This window comes from Amycolatopsis mongoliensis, from assembly GCF_030285665.1.
GTDB lineage: Bacteria > Actinomycetota > Actinomycetes > Mycobacteriales > Pseudonocardiaceae > Amycolatopsis > Amycolatopsis mongoliensis.
In genome coordinates, this window is the sequence record NZ_CP127295.1 from 3,142,047 (window position 1) to 3,164,615 (window position 22,569).

General features: G+C 72.6%; 19 protein-coding genes. 13 read left to right on the forward strand and 6 right to left on the reverse strand.

The window, feature by feature from the left end; translation table 11 throughout:
• Positions 1-191 precede the first annotated feature (191 nt).
• Entirely contained in the window at positions 192-1,424 is a 1,233-nt protein-coding gene (locus QRX60_RS15335; RefSeq protein ID WP_286001442.1) for a S53 family peptidase, read from the forward strand.
• On the opposite strand, the gene QRX60_RS15340 is transcribed toward QRX60_RS15335, so the two are convergent.
• Positions 1,413-2,561 (reverse strand): DUF2716 domain-containing protein, encoded by a 1,149-nt coding sequence (locus QRX60_RS15340; RefSeq protein ID WP_286001443.1) that lies wholly within the window; start codon positions 2,559-2,561, stop codon positions 1,413-1,415. The two genes, QRX60_RS15335 and QRX60_RS15340, sit on opposite strands and share 12 nt — an antisense overlap.
• Before the next feature lie 68 nt (positions 2,562-2,629).
• On the opposite strand from QRX60_RS15340, the gene QRX60_RS15345 reads away from it, so the two are divergent.
• Positions 2,630-3,250, forward strand: coding sequence for a hypothetical protein (locus QRX60_RS15345; protein WP_286001444.1), 621 nt, complete (start codon positions 2,630-2,632; stop codon positions 3,248-3,250).
• Here QRX60_RS15345 and QRX60_RS15350 read toward each other — a convergent pair.
• Complete coding sequence (locus tag QRX60_RS15350) at positions 3,239-6,079, reverse strand: alpha-L-fucosidase (RefSeq protein ID WP_286001445.1); 2,841 nt, start codon at positions 6,077-6,079, stop codon at positions 3,239-3,241. The genes QRX60_RS15345 and QRX60_RS15350 overlap by 12 nt on opposite strands.
• A 151-nt stretch (positions 6,080-6,230) precedes the next feature.
• Here QRX60_RS15350 and QRX60_RS15355 point away from each other — a divergent pair, with 151 nt between their 5' ends.
• Positions 6,231-7,112, forward strand: a complete 882-nt coding sequence (locus QRX60_RS15355) for a sigma-70 family RNA polymerase sigma factor (protein ID WP_286001446.1) — start codon at positions 6,231-6,233, stop codon at positions 7,110-7,112.
• Positions 7,113-7,154: 42 nt separating this feature from the next.
• On the opposite strand, the gene QRX60_RS15360 is transcribed toward QRX60_RS15355, so the two are convergent.
• Positions 7,155-10,277 (reverse strand): SpvB/TcaC N-terminal domain-containing protein, encoded by a 3,123-nt coding sequence (locus QRX60_RS15360; RefSeq protein WP_286001447.1) that lies wholly within the window; start codon positions 10,275-10,277, stop codon positions 7,155-7,157.
• Between the two features lie 183 nt (positions 10,278-10,460).
• Here QRX60_RS15360 and QRX60_RS15365 point away from each other — a divergent pair, with 183 nt between their 5' ends.
• The 6 genes from QRX60_RS15365 (at position 10,461) to QRX60_RS15390 (ending at position 17,200) form a co-directional block, all read left to right on the forward strand.
• On the forward strand, positions 10,461-12,095 hold the full coding sequence (locus tag QRX60_RS15365; protein ID WP_286001448.1) for a S8 family serine peptidase: 1,635 nt from the start codon (positions 10,461-10,463) through the stop codon (positions 12,093-12,095).
• Positions 12,092-12,667: an RNA polymerase sigma factor gene (locus QRX60_RS15370; RefSeq protein WP_332845833.1), complete on the forward strand. Its 576-nt coding sequence runs from the start codon at positions 12,092-12,094 to the stop codon at positions 12,665-12,667. The genes QRX60_RS15365 and QRX60_RS15370 overlap by 4 nt, the downstream gene beginning before the upstream one ends.
• Positions 12,664-13,149, forward strand: coding sequence for a hypothetical protein (locus tag QRX60_RS15375; RefSeq protein WP_286001450.1), 486 nt, complete (start codon positions 12,664-12,666; stop codon positions 13,147-13,149). The genes QRX60_RS15370 and QRX60_RS15375 overlap by 4 nt, the downstream gene beginning before the upstream one ends.
• A gap of 255 nt (positions 13,150-13,404) precedes the next feature.
• On the forward strand, positions 13,405-15,951 hold the full coding sequence (locus tag QRX60_RS15380; protein ID WP_286001451.1) for a CHAT domain-containing protein: 2,547 nt from the start codon (positions 13,405-13,407) through the stop codon (positions 15,949-15,951).
• A 131-nt stretch (positions 15,952-16,082) separates the two neighbouring features.
• Positions 16,083-16,571 carry a DUF4232 domain-containing protein gene (locus QRX60_RS15385; RefSeq protein WP_286001452.1) on the forward strand — a complete coding sequence of 163 codons (489 nt, stop codon included), beginning with the start codon at positions 16,083-16,085 and terminating at the stop codon, positions 16,569-16,571.
• A 26-nt stretch (positions 16,572-16,597) separates the two neighbouring features.
• The gene (locus QRX60_RS15390) at positions 16,598-17,200 is read left to right on the forward strand and encodes a DUF4232 domain-containing protein (protein WP_286001453.1); all 603 of its coding nucleotides are present in this window, start codon (positions 16,598-16,600) and stop codon (positions 17,198-17,200) included.
• Positions 17,201-17,303: 103 nt separating this feature from the next.
• On the opposite strand, the gene QRX60_RS15395 is transcribed toward QRX60_RS15390, so the two are convergent.
• Positions 17,304-17,909, reverse strand: a complete 606-nt coding sequence (locus tag QRX60_RS15395; RefSeq protein ID WP_286001454.1) for a hypothetical protein — start codon at positions 17,907-17,909, stop codon at positions 17,304-17,306.
• Positions 17,910-17,972: 63 nt separating this feature from the next.
• On the opposite strand from QRX60_RS15395, the gene QRX60_RS15400 reads away from it, so the two are divergent.
• Positions 17,973-18,809: a maleylpyruvate isomerase N-terminal domain-containing protein gene (locus QRX60_RS15400; RefSeq protein ID WP_286001455.1), complete on the forward strand. Its 837-nt coding sequence runs from the start codon at positions 17,973-17,975 to the stop codon at positions 18,807-18,809.
• On the opposite strand, the gene QRX60_RS15405 is transcribed toward QRX60_RS15400, so the two are convergent.
• Together QRX60_RS15405 and QRX60_RS15410 are read right to left on the reverse strand one after the other, a co-directional pair.
• The gene (locus QRX60_RS15405) at positions 18,806-19,378 is read right to left on the reverse strand and encodes a dihydrofolate reductase family protein (RefSeq protein ID WP_286001456.1); all 573 of its coding nucleotides are present in this window, start codon (positions 19,376-19,378) and stop codon (positions 18,806-18,808) included. The two genes, QRX60_RS15400 and QRX60_RS15405, sit on opposite strands and share 4 nt — an antisense overlap.
• Entirely contained in the window at positions 19,375-20,349 is a 975-nt protein-coding gene (locus tag QRX60_RS15410) for a small ribosomal subunit Rsm22 family protein (protein ID WP_286001457.1), read from the reverse strand. The genes QRX60_RS15405 and QRX60_RS15410 overlap by 4 nt, the downstream gene beginning before the upstream one ends.
• Before the next feature lie 145 nt (positions 20,350-20,494).
• On the opposite strand from QRX60_RS15410, the gene QRX60_RS15415 reads away from it, so the two are divergent.
• Genes QRX60_RS15415 through QRX60_RS15425 form a run of 3 tightly spaced genes read left to right on the forward strand, consistent with a single transcriptional unit; the run spans position 20,495 to position 22,569 of the window.
• Entirely contained in the window at positions 20,495-20,917 is a 423-nt protein-coding gene (locus tag QRX60_RS15415; protein ID WP_286001458.1) for a YciI family protein, read from the forward strand.
• Positions 20,917-21,264 (forward strand): YciI family protein, encoded by a 348-nt coding sequence (locus tag QRX60_RS15420; RefSeq protein ID WP_286001459.1) that lies wholly within the window; start codon positions 20,917-20,919, stop codon positions 21,262-21,264. Before QRX60_RS15415 ends, QRX60_RS15420 begins: the two co-directional genes overlap by 1 nt.
• A gap of 39 nt (positions 21,265-21,303) precedes the next feature.
• The gene (locus QRX60_RS15425) at positions 21,304-22,569 is read left to right on the forward strand and encodes an RNA polymerase sigma factor (protein WP_286001460.1); all 1,266 of its coding nucleotides are present in this window, start codon (positions 21,304-21,306) and stop codon (positions 22,567-22,569) included.

A 22,569-nucleotide genomic window follows, 5' to 3' on the forward strand; every position in this document is an offset into this window, starting at 1 on the left:
CATTGGTCACTTTTCGGTAACACTTGTCTGGACCAATGACTCTCCAGGGTGAGGCGGTTCGTGACCCTTCGTCCGGTTGGCCGCGCGGTGGGCGAATGACTGAACCGAGAAACATCCTTCGGACGGGTGACCTCGACCGGGTGACATGCGACGATCCCGTGCCACACCTCGTCCCCTACCGAGGAGTAGGCATGGCCCCTTCGCGGCTGCTCCGGTCCCTCGTTTCCCTCTCCCTCGTCGCGGCCCCGCTGTCGGTGGCCGTCGCCTCACCCGCCCAAGCCGCGCCGCTGCAGAGCGGCGGCGTGGTCAACTTCGGCTGCGCCACCTCCGGCAAGATGCACTGCCTCGGCAAGGCGATCCGCTCGCCCAAGGGCAACGGCCCGCTGCTCACGTCCACGCCGGTCGGCTACGGCCCGGCGGAGATCCAGGCCGCCTACAACCTCGGTGGCCTGCACGCCAACGGCAAGACGGTCGCCATCGTCGACGCGCAGGACGCGCCCACCGCCGAAGCCGACTTGGCCAAGTTCCGTTCGGCACGGGGGCTGTCGCCGTGCACGACGGCCAACGGCTGCTTCAAGAAGGTCAACCAGAACGGCGCGGCGAGCCCGCTGCCGGCGCCCGACTACGGCTGGGCGATGGAGATCAGCCTCGACCTCGACGCCGTGTCGGCGACCTGCCCGGACTGCAAGATCCTGCTGGTGGAAGCCGATTCCCCGGACACCGACCCGCTGATGACGGCGGTCGACACGGCCGCGGCGACGCCGGGCGTGGTGGCGATCTCCAACAGCTACGGCGGCACCGAGGATTCGACGATCCTCGCCGCGGACGCGCACCTGAACCACCCGGGCATCGCCGTCACGGCGTCCTCGGGTGACTCCGGGTACGGCGTCAGCTGGCCGGCGTCCTCGCCGTACGTCACCGCCGTCGGTGGCACGACGCTGAAGAAGTCGACGAGCACCGCGCGCGGCTGGACCGAGACGACGTGGAAGGGCAGCGGCTCCGGGTGTTCCGCGCTGGAGGCGAAACCCGCGTGGCAGCACGACACCGGGTGTGCCAAGAGGACGGTCGCGGACGTCTCGGCGGTCGCGGACCCGGCCACCGGGCTCGGGGTCTACGACACGTACAACAGCTGCGGCAGCTCGTCGTTCTGCGACCTGCTGCTGTCGCTGGGGCTCGCGCAGGGCGCGGACGGCTGGGTGCAGGTCGGCGGCACGAGCCTGTCGTCGCCGGTGATCGCGAGCGTGTACGCGCTGGCGGGGAACGCGGTGACGTCGGGGTCGTACCCGTACGCGCACACCGGCGGGCTGTACGACGTGACGTCGGGCTCGAACGGCAGCTGCGGCGGGAGCTACCTCTGCACGGCGGGCGCGGGCTACGACGGGCCCACCGGTTTGGGGACGCCGAACGGCACCTCAGGCTTCTGAGCGTCGCATCGGCTCTCCGAACGCGGCGGTCAGCTCGGCATCGATTCGCGTGAGGAGCTCGCCCCGGACGCAGACCGTTTCTTCCCACGGGTGCCCGAAAGTGCCCAGGCGGAGGTCACGCGTCAGGTAGCTGTGGTAATCCCCGTCCGGGAAGACGGCGCCGGGCCACCGCGGTCCGGCGCCGTCGACCCGTGCGGGGTCGAACCGGTAGCCGACGTGCTGCCAGTCGAGCCGGCACAGCTCCTCGCCGGCGACCCGCAGTCCCTTGTGGACGATGTCGTCCAGGGCGTCCAGCCGGGCGTCTTCGAGGTCGCCGACGTGCCAGGTCGCCGAACCCGCCGGTTCGGTGACGCCGGGGAACTCCCGCATGTCGGGCCGGAAGGCGAACCTCTCGCGGAAGCGTGCCCAGATCTCGTCGGCGTCCGGATCCTTGAAGAGCACGCGCACCGGCCGGGTCCGCGCGGGCTCGCCGAGGGCGGGCAGGTGGTGGCGGGTGACGGTGGTGATCGCCCGCATTCCCGCCGCCTCGAAGGCGATACGCAGGTCACCGGTGGCTTCGGCGAGGAAGTACCGCACCTCGGGATGACGCCGCCAGGCCGGGCGCGCCGGGCTGCGCCAGTCGCGAGCGGCCAGCGCGGCGGCGAAGCCGGGGTCGGTGACGCCACCGAGGACCATGAATTCGCCGGCCGCCGCCCACGCGGCGTGGCCGGCTTCGTCGAACACGACCTCGGCCGACAGCTCGCCCGGGTGCAGGTCGGCGGCGAACTCGGGGTACGAACGGCGGTGCGGGCCGGTCGCCTCCGCGAGGGCCGTGATGCGCTCGTGGTCGGTCCAGTCCCCGATCCCGCGCAACTCCGTGCGGTCCGTCCCGATCGGACGGACGAGGACCGTCCGTTCCTGCTCGGCGGCGAAGCCCGCGGCGAGCAGGCACTCGGCAAGCCCGGCGTCGCCGGCGTACACCGGCCACACCACCGGCTCGTTCCGGCGGGCGAACGCCTCGACTTGCCGGGCGACGAGCGTGTCGAGATCACCCTCGGGCAGTGGCCCGTGGCCGACCTCGCCGTGCGTGCCGTAGTGGGTCCGGACGACGGGGCCGTCCCGCGCGATCACCGCGCCGGTCGGCGGGAGTGCAGGCACCTTCCACGGACGGGTGACGTTCGCGCAGCGCATTTTCGCGGGTCGCGGAGCGGGGTAAGGATGTCTGCATGCTGGACACGGAAGTCCTGTCGCGGACACCGCCACGGGCGCTCGACGTCGTCACCCCGCTCGGTGACGTGCGGTTCGCCGTCCGCATCGGTGGCTGGGACGTACCCGCGAAACCCGAACACACCTGGGAGCTCGGCTCCGGGGCGCGGCTGTGCCGGTGGCGGCACCGGTCCGTGCGGCTCGACGTCCTGGCCGGGACCACCGCGCCCGAGCAGCCCGGCGTGACCCGGGAGACCGTCGTCTTCCGGGTGCTGGCCCGGGAAGCGCTCAGCGAGTTCGTCGTCCAGGCCGAGCTCGCCGGTCCGCCGGCCGACGCACGCGGTGGCGAAGGCGTCTTCACCGTCGAGACCGCCGAGGCCGTGGTGAGCGTCGGCGGTCCCGGCGTCGAGGCGCTGCGCCGCTGTTCCCGCGAGGGGCGGCACGTTCCGCCGTACTGGTCGGGGAAGCTGGCCGACGCCGTCGAACTCGACGGCGCGCGGATCACCTGGCAGCTGCCCGGCGTCGAGCGCGGGGACTACGCCGAGCTGTGGGTCTCCGTCGCCTGGAGCGAGGCGGGCGGGGACCCGGGCCGCGCTGTCGACATCGACCCGGCCCGGGTGCTGCGCGAGCTAACCCAGTGAAATCCGGTCCAGATCCGGAGCGCCCGAGCGGGCGTTGCCGATCCGGATCACGTTGGCGCCCGCGTTCAGCGTCACCGGGACCGAAGTGGTGTACGGCGTGCTGTTGCCGACGCCGCTGACCTTGACCTCCACCGGCGCCCCGCCGTTGACCGACACGAAGTACGACCGATCGCCGTTGACGGTGAAGTCGAGGTAGAGCCGGTACTGCCCGGCCGCGCCCACCGTCACGGCGGGGAACGTCACCGCCGCCCCCGCGCTGCCGCCGATGTTGCGCACCTTCTGCCCGCCCGAGCACGCCGAGCAGCTGGTGACACCGGCGTCGCCGATGTCGTTGGCCGAATCCTCCGCTTCGCGCATGAACACCCGGTCGGCCGGGCGCGGCGTCACCTGCACCGGCTTGCCGACCGACCTCGCGCGGCCGAGCGTGGTGAACGACGCCGTGACGGGGATGGTGACGTCCTGGGCCGCCGGCGCCGTCACCGTCCACGATCCACTCAGGACCTGGCCGAGTCCCAGGCGCGCCGCGGTCACCGGGGCGCCCTGGAGCGTCCAGCCCTCCGGGACGACCGGGGCGAGTGACACCTGGTCGACCGGGTCGTCGACGTCGAGCCGCAGGGACGCGGTGATCTTCAGGGCCTGCTGGCCCGGCGAAACCCAGTGCACGCCGGCGGGTTCCACCGTCAAGGTCGTCCTCGGCGTGGACGACTCGGGCGGCAGCGGCGCCACCGCGATCCGGTCGAGGCCCGCCGTCCCGGAGACCTTGATCGTGTTGGGCCCGCCGGTCAACGGCACCGGAACCGCCGTCGACGTCACCACGCCGGGCGCCGTCGCCGGGATCGTGACCGCGATCGGCGCGGTGCCGTTCACGCTCACCGAAAGCGAGCCCGAGCCCGTGGTGTCCAGCTGCAGCCGGGAGGGGCCGGCGGCCCGGACGTCGCGGAAGGTGACCGCGCCGCGGTCGAGGCCGGTGACCTCGTTCGTGCCGGAGCACGCCTCGCACCACACCGGCGATGCCTTGCCCTCGAAGCCGTTGCGCCACGACTCCGCCTCCAGCGGCACCTCGCCGCGGGGGTCGGGGTAACCGTAGGCGACGTCGATCTCGTCGAGCGCGAGCTGGTGGAAGAACGGCTTGGCCTGCGGGCCGGACCACGTGTTCAGCACCTCGAGCTTGAGGTAGCGCGCGTGCACCTCGCCGACGTCGACGAACTGCACGCCGCGGGTGCTCGGCAGGGCGCCGGTGCGCACCGGCGTGCCCCAGTTCTTCCCGTCGTCGCTGGCGTAGACGCGGTAGTCCTTGATCCGCGCGGAATCCTCGGCGCGGCCGAAGGACTCGCGCGCGGCCGTCGGCGACGACTCGCGCTCGTGCACCGCCAGGTAGGCCGTGGACCGCTTCTGGCCGAGGTCCAGCGTCACCGACACCGGCTGCTGACCGCCCGCGTCCCAGTAGTCCAGGTAGCTGCCGTCTGTCAGGTTCGCCGCCGGGTGCCCCGGTGCCGACGCCGACGCGGTCGCCTTGATCGTGCTCTTGTCGTAGAAGTACTGCTGCCCTGCGGTGTCCACTTCGAACACCGTGTCGTAGGTGTCCCAGTCCGTGATGTCCAGAATGGACAGATAGCCGCCGGACTGGGCGAACCGCAGCGGTTTCCCGGTGCGCACGTCGGACACGCCGGTGACGCGGTAGCCGTTGTCGCGCAGGCGGACCAGGTTCGTCGAGAGCCGGGTGACGACGTGCACGTACTGCGTCTTCGCGCCGGGCTTGACGGTGATGACGCCGTGCGCGCCGTCGTTCCAGAAGCCCGGCTGCATGCCGCCGTACAGGTAGCCGCCGCCTTCGGTGCCCTGCAGCGACTCCTTGATCGGCTGGGTCCAGGACGCCATGAAGCTGTTGAACGCTTCCTGCTGCGGCGGGAACTTCCCGTTCAGCATGGCGGTTTCGGCCATCAGCGACTTGATCGACGAGCCCGCGTTCGTGATGTAGCGGCCGGTGGAGAGCCGGACGTCGACGGCCTGGTCGCCGCCGCTGTACCACCAGTCGCCGTTGGTCGGCAGCTTGTAGTCGGCCTCGGTGAGCCGCGGCATCGGCGTGGAGATCGCCTGCGGGTAGTCGTAGGACGGCGTCATGCCGGTCTTCTGCTCGTTGCTGACCGTGTCCATGATCGGCGTGTCCTCGTTGTTGTTGCTCAGCAACCAGGACGGCCGCTTCTCGCGGATGTGCTCGTAGAGCCCGTGCTGCTCCCAGTACTCGTTGTCGTTGTCGATCCAGAACCCGGCGAGGTCGGAGTAGCGGTTCATGACCTCGTCGAACAGGTCGTAGCCGTACTCGCCGAAGCCCGGGCGGGTCGTCAGGTCGACCGGGTGGCCCTTGTACGCCGAGTAGGCGGCCGAGTCGAGCGACTCGCGGCCGGTTTCGTTGTGCCACTGGGGGTCGTCGGTCATGTAGAGCATCACCCGGACGCCCTTGGCCCGGCCGGCGGCGATCAGCTCGCCGAGGAAGTCGCGCTGCGTCGAGCAGCTGCCCGGGATCTTCGACGGCCACGGCCGCGCGTAGCCCAGCCGGCTGTGGAAGGTGGTGAGCACGACGTAGGACGCGCCGAGCTTCGTCGCCTCGTCGATCCAGTAGTCCGGCGTCCAGCCGCCGGCGGTGACGTCGTGCTCCCAGGCGGCGCAGTCGGTGTGCCGCGGCGCGGTGAACATGCCCCAGTGCAGGAACAGCCCGGCCGTCGAAGCCCGCAGCCAGTCCTGGCGCGGGTTGTCCAGCTCGGCGTGCGCGGGGGTGACCAGGCTCGTCAGCAGCACGATGACCGCGGCGAGGCAGGCTCGGACTCTCATGGCCGCTCCTTCGTTGGAGAGGTCCGATGATTGTGGGGTCATATATCATACGTCAAGGGTGGATACCGGTGGCTGGTACCCAGTCGTCCGATCTGTCACAAACTCGCCGCGCGATGCGTCAAGGTGGTGACGCAGCGAAAGGACGCACCCCGTGAACGACGATCTGCTGGCTGACAGCTTCGAAGCCCACCGCGGCCACCTGCGGTCGGTCGCCTACCGGATGCTGGGCTCGCTGAGCGAGGCCGAGGACGCGGTCCAGGAGTCGTGGCTGCGGCTGAGCCGGAGCGACTCGGCCGCCGTCGAAAACCTGGGCGGCTGGCTGACGACGGTCGTCGGGCGCGTCTGCCTCGACATGCTGCGCTCGCGCAAGGCCCGGCGCGAGGAGCCGTGGGACGTCCTGGTGCCCGACCCGATCGTCAGCCGCGACGACGCCGGGCCCGAGCACGAGGCGCTGATGGCGGACTCGGTCGGTCTCGCGCTGCTGGTCGTGCTCGACACGCTCACCCCCGGCGAGCGGCTGGCGTTCGTGCTGCGGGACATGTTCGCGATGCCGTTCGAGGAGATCGCGCCGATCGTCGGCCGGTCGGAGGCGGCGACCCGGCAGCTCGCGAGCCGCGCCCGGCGGCGGGTCCAGGGCGCCCCGGTCGCGCCGGACCCGGACCTGTCCCGGCAGCGCGAAGTCGTCGACGCCTTCCTGGCGGCGGCCCGCGGCGGCGACTTCGACGCCCTCGTCTCGGTCCTCGACCCGGAGGTCGTGCTGCGCGCCGACCGCGGGGCGGCGCTGGGCGGTTCGATCGAGGTGCACGGCCCGGCGGCGGTGGCCAACCAGGCACTGACGTTCTCCCGCCTCGGCGCGGGCGGCGGCGTGGTCCGCCGGGCGCTGGTCAACGGCGCGGCGGGCGTGGTCGGCACCCGGGACGGACGGCCGTTCTCGGTGCTGGGCTTCACGGTGGCCGGCGGGCGGATCGTGGAGATCGACATCCTCGCCGACCCCGAGCGCCTCGGCCGGCTCGACCTGGCCGTCCTCGACTGAAACCCGAACCGGTCGTGAGTGGTTAGGGCGGTTAGAACCGCCCTAACCACTCACGACGGCGCCGGTCTCGTCGGTGATCAAGGCGATGGTGTCGGCCGCGTCGAAGTGCAGGTAGTGGCGCCGGCCGTCCGCGAAGTGGCGCACCGTGCCCGCCACCACGACCACCAGCTCGCCGTCCTCGACCGCGTACAGGTCGTCCGGTGTCAGGACCTCGTGGATGCGCGTGCCGTCGGTGATCAGCGTGCGGACCCGGCGGCCGGTGTGGTCGTAGCCGTACAGCGCGTTGACGCCGTCGTCGCCGTGCACCCCGCGCAGGCGGCCGAACGCGTCGCGGATCTCGCTGCCCGACGGCGTTTCCTCGGGATCGCGGAGCGCGACCTCGTGCAGCAGCCCACCCGGCCCCCTGATGACGTGCTTCGGCGCGAAGTGCTCGCTGACGCCGTTCGCGTAGTGCACCACGGTGCGGCGGCCGTGCAGGTCGTACTGGATGGCGTCGACGAAGCCGGGCACGCTCACCAGCCGCCCGACCTCGTCGTACTGGTGGTGGACGGTCAGCCGCCCGTCGCCGGCGTCGGGGTAGACCACTTCGGACAGCCGGCCGTCCGCGCGGCGCACGACGTCCAGCCGGTACTCGACGGCCACGTGCGCCGGCCGCCAGCGCCGTTCGGCCGGGTGCCCGAGCGCGTCGTAGCCGAACAGCGTCACGCCGGATTCGTCCGCGACGCGCACCAGCCGCCCGCAGCTGTGCGGCCCGGCTTCGAGCGGCACCGGGAGCCCGCCGTCGTGGTAGGTGAACGTCGTGACCGGGGTCCCGCCGGGATCGTCGACCAGCACCGCGACCACCCGGTCGGCCGCGTCGTGCACGCGGTACACCGTGTGCCCGCTCGCGGTCCGCGTCTCGACCGGGTTGCCGGCGGCGTCCCGGGCGTGCACGGTGCCGTCGGCGTCGCGGATCTCCCGGCCGAGCAGGTCCCGCACGGCCGCCACCGGTACGTCCGATGTGGACGTCCTCAGTGGACGGCCCAGCGCGTCGTAGCGGAACTCCGCCGGGGCGCTCGGCGGGTCGCCGTCCCGGAACGCCCGGCTCGTCCGGCACACCAGGCCGCGCGCGCAGTACTCGTGGTGCTCGTCGACGACGTCGCCGAGCAGCTCGGCGTGCCGGCGCTGCAGCAGCCGGCCGGCGCCGTCGCGCAGCTCCGACGTCACGATCACCTCCGCTTCGCCGGACACCGCCCGCTGCTCGGTGGTGACCCGCGCCCCGTCGTAGCGGTACCGGACGGTCGGCAGGTCCGCCGAGTCGCCCGGCCGCACGACGGTTTCGGGGCGCCCCAGCGGGTCGAGGGTCACCGTCGTCACCGCGCCCGCCGGGTCGGTCACCTCGCACACGCGCGCCGTGCGGACGTCGTACCGCGTCGACGTCACGTTCCCCAGCGGATCCGAGGCCACCTCGGGGAAGCACCGGTCGGCCGAATAGCGCACCTCGTGGGTGTGGCCGTTCGGCCCGGTCGTCGTGGTGCGCAGCCCGGCGACGGTGTCGAGCCGCCCGTGGAACGTCGTCACCCACCAGCCGTCCTCCCCGGTGCGGCGGTGGTAGCCGTGGTGCCGGAAGTCCGGCGGGACCTGGCCGTAGACGCCGGCGACGAGCGCGTCGGTGAGCACCAGCTCCTCCCGCGCGGTGAGCAGGCCGTGGGACCCGGCGCTGCCGTCGGGTCGCTCGTCGTAGCGGAACACCGTGTCGGACAGCACTTTCCCGCCGCCGTCCAGCTCCCGCACGCGGGCGGGCAGGGCGACGAACCGGAGTTCGGGCGCGGTCGCGTACGTCGTGCGCGTCTCGCGGACCACCGGTTCGCGGCCGGGTCGCTTGGTGGTCTCCACCTCCCGGACCGGGTTGCCGGCGGCGTCGAAGGCCGTCTCCGTCGTGGTGACCGAGACCGGCCGCTCCCGGCGCTCGAACACGGTCACGACCGAGCGTGTCCACTTCGGACGGTGAGCGCGCTCCACCCGGCGGTACGGCCGGTCTTCCTCGGCGGAGCCGTCGAGGCCGTAGGTCTCTTCCTTGTCGAGGAGGCCGTCGTCGCCGAACCAGCGCACGGTCCGCAGCGTGGGTGCGTACTCGTCGCCGAGCTCGTCCTGGACGACGCGGCCGAAGCCGCCGGGGCGGCCGTCGTGGTATTCGAACTCGGTCACGCCCGTCTGCCGGGTGACCGCTTCGCGCCGCGTGACGCGCCGGACGACCGGGACCGCTTCGACCGTCGCGTACTCGACCGACGTGTGCAGCCCGAGCCCGTTGTCGATCTCGCTCAGCCACCCGGTGCGCGGGTGGTCGGCGGGCTCCAGGGAGAAGCAGGGCACGGAGTCGCCGAGCAGCAGCGCACCGCCGCCGGTCCGGGCCTTCGCCGCGAACTGGACCCGCCGCGGGGCCGGCGGTTCCCTGCGGGTGTAGGCCAGCCGCAGGGCCGGCGCGGCCGCCTCGGCGCCGTGCGAGTCGAACCCGGTGAGCGCGACCGACGTCAGCAGGGACGCACCGGTGACGTCGTCTTCGTCGTAGCCGAAGCGCCACCGCCGGACGAGCGGCCGCGCGTCCCCGGGCACCCGCAGGTCGACCCGCGCGCACCGCAACGCCGTCGTCACGAGGGTGCCGCTGCGGCCCCAGCGCAGGACGTCCGGCCGCGGCTCGTACGTGAAGTCCACTTCGTAAGGTCCGTAGGAAACGCGCGCGAGGTACGCCTGGCCGCTGTGGTGCGCCCAGCCGAACGCGGCGGCGTTGCCGAACGCGTCCTCGGTCCGTTCGAGGTACCAGGCGGTGCCGGCGGACCGGCCGCCGTCGGTCGTGCCGAGGACGTACCGGGTTCCGGATCGGGTGGTGAGCACGAAGCCGTCGCCCCGGCGGGTGAGCCGGCCCTCGACGCCGGAGCGCGCGCGGCCGCCGGCCAGCCGGACGTGGGGCAGCGGCAGCGCGAACCCGCCCCCGAAGGCGCCGTTCGGCGCGCCGGTGGTGTAGCGCAGCGCCAGCGCGGGCGTGAGGCCGCCGGGACCCGGTGGCAGGTCGAGCGGCACCGCGAAGCTGCCCTCGCCGGTGGCGGGCTCCGGGGTGAACGCGCCGCCCAGCCCCCGCACCGGCGCGGGCCGTCCGGCTTCCTGCGCGCTCACGCGGAGCGGAACCATGCTGATCTCCCCGACTCGATCCGTGACTTCCGGACGGCCAAGTGGGTGAGGCGGGCCCGCCAGATACGTCGTCACCCATTTGCCGCTCTCGTTACCCATTCGTGACGCCAGTGTCGTATCCCGGTGGCGGCTCACCGGTCTTTCCCGGGTGCCATCAGTGATCAATGGCGGAGGGTGGACCCGATGGTCGTCAAGTTCGTGCGGGACGAGACCGCGGAAGTGACTGAAGCCTTTTCGGAGGACGCGAGCACGCTCAACGAGCTCCCGACCCCGCCCAGGCAGTTGCTCGACCGGCACGGCGCGCGGGTGCTCGACCCGGCGACGGCGGTCGTCGCCGCCGGGCAGCCGGTTCCGCGCACGACCGTCTACCGGCCGGGCACCTTCCTGCTTCCCAACCGGTACCTGCGCGACCAGGAGACCCTGGCCGCGATCAACGGCGTCCTCGCCCGCATCGGCATCTACGCCGAGGCGGCCGACCGCGGCGGCGACAGCGAGGAGTTCGCCCGCGTCCGGCAGCTCGACGACGTGCCCGTCCGCGCCCTGCTGCACATCCGCGAGGACTCCGACCCCGTCGTCGTCGACTGCTGGAGGGCGCTGCAGCTGCTGCGGTCGGCCGCTTCGGGCGAGAACCCCGAGATCGACCCGGAGATCGTCCGGGAGATCTCCGTCGAGCACCTGCTCTTCACCTCGCCGGTGTTCGGCGGGGTGCCGTGGGAGACCAGCGGCCTCGGCGGCACGCCGTGGGAGACCAGCGGGTTCGGCGCGGGCAGCTCGTACGGGCGCACCCACGGGGCCAACCGGATCCCGGTGACGCTCGCCGCGGACCCGCCTTACCGCAGCAAGAAGCCCGCGCACCGGCGGCCGGTCGTCGCCGTGCTCGACACCGGCATCGGCCCGCACCGCTGGTTCGGGCTCGCAGACCGCAGCGGGCCGCCGCCCGCCGGCGCCGGCCTCACCGTCGCACCCGGCATCCAGGCCGCGATCCTGCAGGCCGAGCAGGATTCGGGCACCACGCTGCCGACCCAGCTGCTCACCGACTACTGGGACGCGCCGACGACCGGCCAGCCGCTGATCGGCGACGTCGACACCGACACCGGGCACGGCCTGTTCATCGCCGGCATCATCCGGCAGGCCTGCCCCGAAGCCGACACCCTCGCGATCCGCGTCGTGCACAGCGACGGCGTCGCGTACGAGGGCGACGTGCTGCTGGCGCTGCACCTGCTGGCCGACCGCGTCCGCACCGCGCAGGCGAACAACCGGCCCCAGGACATGGTCGACATCGTCTCGATCTCGATGGGCTACTACGTCGAAGACCCGGCGGACGTCGCCTTCACCGGCCAGTTCGCCGCGGCCATCGCGGACCTGCTCGGCCTGGGCGTGCTCGTCGTCGCGGCCGCGGGCAACGACGCCACCACCCGCCGCTTCTACCCGGCGGCCTTCGCCGACCAGCCGCTCGGCAACGGCTGCGGCCCGCAGGTGATCAGCGTCGGCGCGCTCAACCCCGACGTCGGCACCAGCAAGGCGCTGTTCTCCAACGAAGGCCCGTGGGTGCGGTGCTGGGCCACCGGCGCCGGCGTCGTCAGCACCTACCCGACCGACGTCCGCGGCAGCGCGGCCGCCGACCACGAGCTGCCCGGCCGGAACTCCTTCGACCCGGACGACTACAGCGCCGGCTTCGCGGTCTGGGACGGGACGTCGTTCGCCGCGCCGCTCGCCGCCGCCGAGATCGCCAAAGCCCTGTTCCAGTCCGGCGACCTGGCCACGGTCGACCGCGACACCGTCGTCAAGCGCGCTTGGACCGCGCTGGGCTCGTTGTGAACGTGGCCAAGACCGATCACAGCCGGGTAGCGGCACTGTTCGACGCCGCGCGGGAGGGCGACCGCGCGGCGCTGGACGAACTGGTTTCCCTGCTCACGCCGCTGCTCTGGCAGGTCGCGCGCGATCAGGGACTGGACGTCGACCAGGCCGCCGACGTCGTGCAGACGACGTGGCTGCGCCTGCTCGGCTCGTTCGCGGAGATCCGCTCGCCGGTCGCGCTGACCGGCTGGCTGATCACCGTCACCAAGCGGGAAGCCTGGCGGACCGGGGAAAAACGCCAGGTCGAACGGCCGCTTCCGGAACTTCCGGAGCGGCTGGCCGAAGCGTCACCGGCACCCGAGGAGGGGGTGCTGCGCGACGACCAGCGCGCGAGGTTGTGGCGCGCGGTCGACACGTTGCCCGAACGCTGCCGCAGCCTGCTGCGGATCGTGGCGTTCGTGCACCGGCCGGACTACGCCGAAGTGGGCGCCCGGCTGGGAATGCCGAGGGGGAGTATCGGCCCGACCAGGGGACGTTGCCTCGCGCGCCTGCGCGAGCAGCTACTCGCCAACGGCGAAGGAGATTGGCTGTGACCACCGTCGAACCACCCGGCGCGAACGAGCCCTTGGACGAGCTCGACTTCCGGCTGCTGGCCGGACTGCGCGAGCTGTGGGAAGACGCCGACCCGATGCCCGCCACGCTGGTGGAGCAGATCCGCTTCGCGATCCAGCTGGAGGATGTCGACCTCGAAGTGATGCGGATCCGGGAACAGGAGGGGCTCGTCGTCGCGCGCAGCGCGGCGGAGCAGGGCCGGCTCATCACGTTCGACAGCGAGAGCTTGACGATCATGGTGAACGTGAGCCCCGAGCCGGGCGGGACGATCCGGCTGGACGGCTGGCTCACGCCCCCGGCCGAGCACCCGATCGAGGTGCGCACCGCGAACGGCCCCCTGACGACCACATCGGACGCCGAGGGCCGCTTCGCGGTGAGCGGGGTGCCGCACGGGATGGTGCAGGTGCTGGTGCGGACCCTGGGCCGATCGAGGACGGTGAGCACACCGGCCATCGAGCTGTGAGGGGAAAACCCGCTCGCCTGGCGAAGTCGGGTGGCGCCGCGGCAGCCCGAACGACGTGAATGACTCATTCATGTCGTCGGATGAGGTGAATGGGTCATTCACTGCATCTCGGCCGCGCGACAGCACACCGGATATCGCGCCCTGACGTGAAAATCTGGCCACCCGGCGAAAACTCCCGGACCACCCGAGCCCGGAGGTACGATCCGGGACGTCCTTCTCGGCCGAGGGGGACGGCCCCGGCCGGGAGGGCAGCCTGTGGTCGCGTCGCCGAGGGCGGAAGACCGGGTACGCGACCTGCACCGGCGTGCGGTCGCCGCGACCAACAACGGCCAGCCCGTGGTCGGCGGCCGCCTGATCCGGTCCGCCGCGCGGCTTCTCGGCCTGCCGGCGACGAAACCGCCGCCCGGGTGGCCCGCCTGGCCCGACCTCGCCACGCGCGTCCTCGGCACGTACGCCGCCGTCGAAACCGCGCTGGGCAACAGCACCCGCGGCCTCGCGCTGCTCGACGAAGCCGACGTCCTCGTGTCCGACGCCGGGCGCGGGATCCTGCGCCAGCAACGGGGTCTCGTCCTCATCCTGATCGGCCGGATGGACGAAGCCCTCACGTGCTTCGACGAGGCCATCCCCCTGCTGCGGCAGGCCGGCGAGTTCGTCGTGCTCGCCCGGACGCTGCTCAACCGCGCGATGCTGCACCAGTACGCGGGGCGCGTCCGGCTCGCGCTCGCCGACCTCGACCAGTGCGAGCAGATCGGCGCCGGCCAACCCGAAGAAGAAGGCCTGGCCCGGATCTTCGCCAAGGCGGCGCACGGCCGCGGCCAGGCCCGCGTGCTCACCGGCGACATCCCGGGCGCCCTGCGGGACTTCGACGCGGCGAGCGGGTTCTACGCCGAACAGAGCGTCGGAATGCTGCCGGTGCTGGCCGTCGACAAGGCCCGCGCGCTGCTCGCGGCCGGGCTGCCGCAGGAAGCCGCGGCCGAGCTCGACGCGGCTCTGGAACAGTTCCCGCGGCTGCGGATGAACCAGGAACACGCCGAAGCCGAGCTGACCCGCGCCTTGGCCGCGCTGGCCGGCGGCGAGCCGTCGGCCTCGCGGAGCTGGGCCGGCCGCGCCGAACGCCGCTTTCGCCGTCGCGGCAACGAAACCTGGGCCGCGGTCGCGCAACTGACCGTGCTGCGCGCGGACTTCGCCGCCGGACGGCGGATCGCCCGCGTCGCCACCGAGGCGACCGCGCTGGCCGGCCGGCTCACCGGACTGGGGCTGCGCAACGACGCGGAGATCGCCGCGCTGCTCGCCGCCCGCGCGCGCATCGCCCTGGGCGACCTCGACGGCGCCCGGGCCGGCATCGCCCCGCGCGACCGGCGGACCGCGCCGCTGGAGAACCGCCTGGTCCGGCGGCTCGCGCTGGCCGAACTGGGTGCCGCGAGCGGCGACCGGCGCACCACCTTCACGAACGCGCGGGCCGGGCTGACGCAGCTGGAGCGGCACCGCGGCCGGTTCGGCAGCATCGACCTGCAGACCGGGACGACGTCGCTGGGCAAGGAACTCGCCGACGCCGGCCTCGCCGCCGCGCTCGCCCAGCGTTCGCCCGGCGTCGTGTTCCGGTGGCTCGACCGCTCGCGCGCGCAGGCCTTCCGGTTCCGGCCGGTGCGCCCGCCCGCGCACCCGGAGACCGTCGACGCCGTCGCCGAGCTGCGGTACCTCTCGATGCAGATCCGCGCGGGCGAGCTGTCCGGGAAGCCCGACACCCAGGCCGCGAAGCGGTGTGCCGCGCTGGAACGCGAGATCCGCGCCAAGGGCTGGCAGGCCGAGGGCACCGCCGTCGACCACCCGGAGGTGAAGCTGCGCGAGATCGGCGACGAGCTCGCCGAGACCGGCAGCGCGATGGTCTGCTTCCTCGCCGACCACGGCGCGTTGTGCGCGCAGGTGATCGCGAACCACCGGGTCGCGCTGATCGAGCTCGGCCCCGCGTCGGCCGTGGCCGAGCCGGTCGCGCGGCTGCACAGCGACCTCGACGCGTTGTGCGGGCGCCAGCTGCCGCAGCAGCTCGACCGGGTCATCCGCCGTTCGGTGCGGACGCAGGTCACGGCCCTGGACGGGATCCTGCTGGCGCCACTGGCTGCCCGGCTGGGCGACCTCGACGTCGTCGTCGTGCCGACCGGCGCGCTTTCGGCGATCCCGTGGGGTCTGCTGCCGACGGTGCGCGGGCGCCCGGTGACGGTCACGCCGTCGTCGTCGGCCTGGCTCGACGCGGGCCGCCGTCCGCGCCGCGCCGCCGGGGCACCGCTGCTGGTGGCGGGCTCGGACCTGACCCACGCGGAAGCCGAGGTTTCGCTGCTGGCGCCGCTCTACCCGGAGGCCGAGGTGCTGACCGGCCCGGACGCGACGGTCGCGGCGACGCTCAAGGCGTTCGACGGCTGCCGCTTGGCGCACTTCGCCGCGCACGGTCACCACGAACAGGAGAACGTGCTGTTCTCCCGGCTGAACCTGGCCGACGGGCCGCTGATGGCCTACGACGTCCAGCAGCTTGCGACGGCACCGGAACAGGTGGTGCTGTCGTCCTGCGACGTCGGCCAGGCGGTGGTCCGCGAGGGCGACGAGGTTCTCGGCTTCACGGCGGCGTTGCTCTACGGCGGCAGCCGGACGGTCGTCTCGAGCGTGGCCCGGGTCGACGACCGGACGGCCGGCGGCGTGATGCTGGCCTACCACCGGGCGCTGTCGGCGGGCACGCCCCCTGCGCGTGCCCTGGCCGATGCGGCCCAGGCGGAACCGCTGATGCCGTTCGTCTGCTTCGGCCGTAGCTGACGTTTGTCCTGACGTCCGGCGGTCTCCGAGGTTGCTTTCGGGTGAGCGACCCCATCGCGGCGCATCCCCGGGCGGGTCATGGGCATCTCTCCCAGTGAGTCCAGATGATCACGGAACGAGGGAGGACGACCATGAAGCGAACGGTTACCGCGCTGATCGCCGGGGGTCTGGCCGCCGGTGGGCTGGTCCTGGCGGCCGGGGCCGCGAACGCCATGCCGAGCGACACGCCGTGCGGGGCGTCGGACGTCCACGTGACCGTGGCGCGCGACCCGTCGAACGCCGCCGGGCACGAGGCCTACGTCCTCACCTACACCGCGGCGTCGCCGACGACGAACTGCAAGCTCGAAGGCGCGCCGACGGCGGTGACCTTCATCGCCGGCGGGCAGCGGCTGCCGGTCACCGCGACGCCGGACGGGAGCGAGTCCGTGCCGGTGAACCTGCGCGAAGGCCACCCGGCCGTGTCGCGGATCGTGCAGCGTTCGGCGGCGGCGGCCGTCGCGCCGACCGCGGTGACGTTCGACCTGCCGACCGGCCCGTACGGCCAGCCGGTGAGCGTCGAGTGGCCCGCGGGTGCGCCGCTGAAGGGCGACACCGTGCGGGTCACGCCGGTCAGCAGCTGAGCTTTTCCGACACAGGGAGGAATGTCATGAAGCGCATCTTGACGGGGATCGGCACGGTGGCGGGGGCCTTCGCGCTGGCGGCGTGCGGCAGTGCGACGGCGGCTCAGGCACCGGCGACTCCGGCTCCGGCCGCGCCTGCCGCTCAGGCGCAGGGGGCGTCCGGTGGCGGGGTGGCCCCGGCATCGTCGAAGACGCCGCGCTGCACGACGGCGGATCTCGAGGTCCTGCTGGGCAAGCCGGCCGAGAAGAACGACGCGCCGGGCCAGTTCGACATCCCGCTGACCTACCGCAACACCACGGACCACACGTGCGGCCTGTACGGCGTGCCGGGCGTCGACCTGGTCGGCCCGGACGACGCGACGTTCGGCCCGGTCTACCACCTGCCGCGCGTCGACAACGGCGTGAAGTACAACGAGGTGACCGCGGGGACGACGGCGTCGGCGACGATCACGGTCGTGAAGCCGGCCGCCGGCGAACCGGCGTGGACGCCGACCAAGCTGAACACGATCCCGCCGGGCCAGACTTCGGCGCTGACCGCGAAGTGGCCGTCGGACCTCCCGGTGCTGCGCCAGGACGCGGCAACCCACCCGGGTTCGTACGTCAACGGCATCCTGGCCGACCCGGCCTGACCCCGGCCCAAAGCCGTGAATGGCACATTGAGGGACTTCAAGTCCCTCAATGTGCCATTCACGGCTTTACGTCACTCGATCGGGTGAAGCGTCGGGCCGCGCGTCATTCTGGGCGTGGGTCTCCCTCTATCTCGGTGCGGCGGTAACCGGCCGGCACGCCCCCCGACTGGCCGGTTACCGCTGCGGTCCCGCTACCCACGGTGGACCGGTCGAGCCGGGCCAGCATCTCGTTCCTCGTCACGGCCAGTTCGGTGATCTCGTCGCCGAGGTCGACGGCGTGCGGGCGGGCGACCTCGGCGCGGATGCCGCCCACCGCGCAACGACCGCCGCACGGCGAACCAGGCGACGCCGCCGATGAGCTTCGAGGCCGTACGGCTGGACGATCACGCAGTCCGGCGCGTAGACCTCGGCGTTGCCCACGATCCGCGGCGGTCCGAGGCCGGTCGAGCACCGGTTCACCGCCTCGGCGCTGATCATGTATCCGGACGTGCTGTCGAGCCGGAGGGAACGTCAGCCGGGCCACTCCGGAGTTCAGCAACGCGAGCACGGCCGAGACCCGGTCGCTCGCCAGCGCCCGTGCGCTGTTTTCGAGGCCGGTCGTCAACGATCGCACGAACCAGTAGGACCCGAGGCCGAGGACGAGCGCCGACGCGAGCGCGGCGAAGAGGGCGACCCGCCACCGGGTCGACCGGGGCAGGAACCGGATCATGCCCAGAAGACAACCGCACCTTCGGAGACCCGGGACGGCGTCCGGGCTCCTACCGTCGAATCCGTGACGCTCGAGAAGTGGCAGGCGGTGCGCGCCGCGCTGCCGGAGACCGGCGCCCGGTTCGCGGACCTGGTGGCCGGCGTGCGGTGCGGGGACGAGACGTCGCTCGGCGAGTGGTCGATCGCCGAAACGGCGTCGCACGTGGGGATGATCGCACTGATGTACACGTCGATGATCCGCGGTGACGGCGGTCCGCTGCCGCTGCCGGGTCTCGAGGAGCCGATCGGCGCGGCCAGCGTGGACACGATCTCGCGGATGAACGCGCTGGCGCTCGAGCTCTACCCGGAACGCGACCCCGGCCGGCTGGCCGAGCGGCTGCGCGCGGACATCGCCGAGGTGCTGCTCGTCAGCGCGGACCTGGACCCGGAGAAGCCGGTGTGGTGGCTGGGCGGCTCGCGCGTGCCGGTCGCCGGCGTGCTCGCGCACCTGGTCAACGAGATGCTGCTGCACGGCCTCGACATCGCGCGGGCGATCCGGCGGCCGTGGTCGATCCCGGCGGCGCACGAGGCGCTGTTCCTGGAGCTGTTCCTGTTCGGCATGGTGCGCAACGACATGGGCCGGCTGCTCGACGACGCGACGCCGTCGCCGCGCCGGATCGCGGTCGAGTTCCGGTCGGCGTTCACGAAACCCGCGGTGCTCGCGTTGCAGCACGGCCGGTTGCGCGCGGAGGACCCGGACGGCACCGCGGACGTGCGGCTGACGTTCGACCCGGCGGTGCTGGTCCCGATGATGTTCGGCCGGATTTCCCGCGTGCGGGCGGTGCTGCGCGGCGGCGTCCGGATCGGCGGGCCGCGGCCGTGGCTGCTGCCGGCGTTCCTGCGGACCGTGCGGATGCCCTAGTTCAGGACGCGGAACGTCAGGTGCGTCGCGTTCGGTGTCTCCTCGACGCCGGTGCGTTCGAGCTTCACGTGCGTGCCGACCTCGGCGTCGAACAGCCGGACCCCGGCGCCGAAGAGCAGCGGGACGACGTGCAGGCGCAGCTCGTCGACCAGCCCGGCCAGCAGGTACTGCCGCAGAGTGGTGCCGCCGCCCATGACCATCACGTCGTCCTCGCCCGCCGCGGCTTTCGCTTGCCGCAGTGCGCTTTCCGGGCCGCCGGTGACGAAGGTGAACGTCGTCGGGCCCTTCACCACGGGCTCGTGCGGCCGGCTCGTCACGACGAAGACGGGCTTCTTGAACGTGCCGTCGTCCCCCCACGGATCGACACCGGCCTCGAACATCGTGCGCCCGACGACGAACGCGCCGATGCCCTCGAAGAGCCGGGCCGCGACCGTGGCGTCGGCGCCGGTGCCGTCGAACATCCAGTGGTGCAGCAGCTCGCCGCCGCGGCCGAGGGGATGCTCGGCGCTGGTGTCCGGCCCGGCGACGATCCCGTCCGCCGACATGCTGATCTCCGCGATGACCGTCACCAGCCGTCCCCCCATTCGGCATCCCGGGCCGCGCGGTACCGCGGGCCCTGCTTCTTCGAGACTGCCACGCCGGGCTTCAACCCGTCGGCAGCCGTGCAGAGGTCGAGCGCCACCCAGCCCTTGTGCTTCTTCGGGTGCCGGATGATCCGTGCGTCCGGCCGCTCCGGCACCGACCGCGACGCGACGACGTAGGCGAACTTCTCGTCCTCGAACCCGAGCGTCCCCGCCTTGAGCCGGCGGTGCAGGCCCGACCGCGGGAGCCGCGCGGAGAAGTGGCACCAGTCCTCGCCGGGCACGATCGGGCAGGCGGCGTCGTGCGGGCACGGCGCGACGACGTGCAGGTCCAGCTCGATCAGCCGGGCGCGGGCGGCGCGGATCCGTGCGTAGCCCGCGGGGGTGCCGGGCTCGATCAGCGCGACCGCCCCGGCTTTGCCCGCCAGCCAGCGCACGACGTCGTCGCGGGTGGCTTCCGGCAGCTCGCCGAGCACGTAGGACAGCGTGACGAGGTCGGCTTCCGGCGCCGGCGCGGCCGGGTCGACGAACCCGCGCCGCCACTCGGCGTCCCGGACGGCGGGCAGTGCCGCCCCGGCGGCGAGCCGCTTGCCGAGCCCGATGGCCCCGGCGACCTGTTCCAGGACCGTGCAGCGGGCCAGCGACGGCCACACGGCGGCGGCCGCCCAGACCGCGGCGCCGGTGCCCCCGCCGACGTCGACCTGCGTACGCGGCTCGAAGCCGGGCGCGCGCGAAGCGGCTTCGGCGAGCACAGCGTGTACGGCCGCGTAGGTGGCCGGCATCCGGTAGCCGGCGTACGCGGCGACGTCGGCTTCGGAGCTGAGGATGGGTGAGGTCGCCGCGTCACCCCGGCGGTAGCGCGTGCTGAGCCGGTCGACGGACTGGGTGAGCCGCGCCAGCGGGTGCCGGGCCAGCTCGTCGTCGAGCGCGGAGGAGAGGTCTTCGGGGAGTACCGCCACGGACGTCGATTCTTCCCTGTCCGAATTGCCCCGCCGAGGCCGCCCTGAGCTGCTAGTTTTCCGGCGCGAAAGTTTTTGGCGGACGCTGTCGATCCGGGGCGCGGCCGTTCGACGCGTAGGCGAGTGCGAACGAAGGGAGACCGCGATGCGGTTCATGGTCATCGTCAAGACGAACGAGGACACCGACGGCAAGGCCCCCAGCGCCGAGCTGCTGGCCGAGATGGGGAAGTTCAACGAAGAGATGGTCAAGGCCGGCATCCTGCTGGCCGGCGAAGGCCTCGCGCCGAGCGCGGAAGGGGCCCGGGTCGTCTTCGACGGCAAGGAGAGCCCCAAGGTCGTCGACGGCCCGTTCACCGAGTCGAAGGAGCTCGTCGGCGGGTTCTGGATCCTCCAGTGCCGCGACCGCGACGAGTGCATCGAGTGGATCAAGCGGATGCCGAACCCCGAAGGCGAGCACGGCGAGGTCGAGATCCGGCGTGTCGCGGAGGCGTCCGACTTCGAGAACATGACGCCCGAGGTCGCGGAGCTGGAGGGACGGCTGCGCGCGCAGAGCGCCGGGGAGGCCTGATGCGCTTCTTGGTGATGGTGAAGGCTTCCGAAGAGTCCGAGGCCGGGATCGGGCCCAGCACCGAAGAGCTGGAAACGATGTCGAAGTTCAACGAGGAGCTGCTGAACGACGGCCGGATCGTGCTCGCCGAGGGGCTCACCCCGAGCTCGGAGGGTGTGCGGGTCATCTTCGAAGGCAACGCCGAACCGAAGGTCATCGACGGTCCCTTCGCCGAGACGAAGGAGCTCGTCGCCGGCGTCTGGGTGCTCAACGGCGAATCCCTCGAGGACGTCGTCGCGCTCATGAAGCGCGCGCCGAACCCCGAAGCCAAGGGCGGCGTCATCGAGATCCGCGCCATCGCCGGGTAGTGGGTTGCACCGCGCCGGATCACCCTGTCTGATGGCCGGGTGACGGTTGCGGACACCCGGAGCACGGTAGAAGCGGTCTGGCGGATCGAGTCGCCGCGGCTCATCGCGGGCCTGGCCCGGATGGCCCGCGGCGACGTCGGTCTCGCCGAGGAACTGGCGCAGGACGCGCTGGTCGCAGCACTGGAGCAGTGGCCGGAGTCCGGCGTGCCGCGCAACCCCGGCGCGTGGCTGATGACCATCGCCAAGCGCCGCGCGGTCGACCAGTTCCGCCGCAACGAGCGGTACGCGGAGAAGCTCGAGGAGGTCGGCCGCGATCAGCAGCTGGGCGAGGGCGTGCTGCCCGACTTCGACGCGGCCCTCGACGACCACATCGAAGACGACCTGCTGCGCCTGCTGTTCGTCGCCTGCCACCCGGTGCTGAACACGCAGGCCCGCGTCGCGCTGACGCTGCGCATGCTCGGCGGGCTGACCACCGACGAGATCGCGCGCGCCTTCCTGGTCCGCGAATCGACGATCGCGCAGCGGATCGTGCGGGCGAAGAAGGCCCTCGCCGCGGCGAAGGTCCCGTTCGAGGTCCCGGAGGGCGACGAGCGCGTCGCCCGGCTGTCGTCCGTGCTCGAGGTCATCTACCTGGTGTTCAACGAGGGGTACTCGGCCACTCGCGGCGACGACTGGATGCGCCCGGCGCTCTGCGAGGAGGCGATGCGCCTCGGCCGCGTCCTGGCCGGGCTGATGCCGGGGGAGTCCGAGGTGCACGGCCTGGTCGCGCTGATGGAGCTGCAGTCGTCGCGCGCCAAGGCCCGCACCGGCCCGAACGGTGAACCGGTGCTCCTGCTGGAACAGGACCGCGCCCGCTGGGACCGCCTGCTGATCCAGCACGGCCTGGCGGCACTGGCCCTGTCGGAGCAGATCGCCGACGGCGCGTACGGCCCGTACTCCGCCCAGGCGGCGATCGCGGCGTGCCACGCCCGCGCCCGGACGGCGGACGAGACCGACTGGCGGCGGATCGCGGCGTTGTACGAGGGGCTCGGGAAGCTCCAGCCGTCCCCGGTGATCGAGCTGAACCGCGGGGTTGCGGTGGCGATGGCGTACGGCCCGGCGGCGGGCCTGGAGGTCGTCGACGCGGTGGCCGCCGAGCCGGCGTTGAAGGACTACCACCTGCTCCCGAGCGTCCGCGGGGATCTGCTGCAGAAGCTCGGCCGCCTCGAAGAGGCGGAGCAGGAGTTCAGGCGGGCGGCGGAGATGACGGAGAACGCCCGGGAACGCGCCTTGCTGCTGGACCGCGCGACGGCGGTGGGTCGCTGA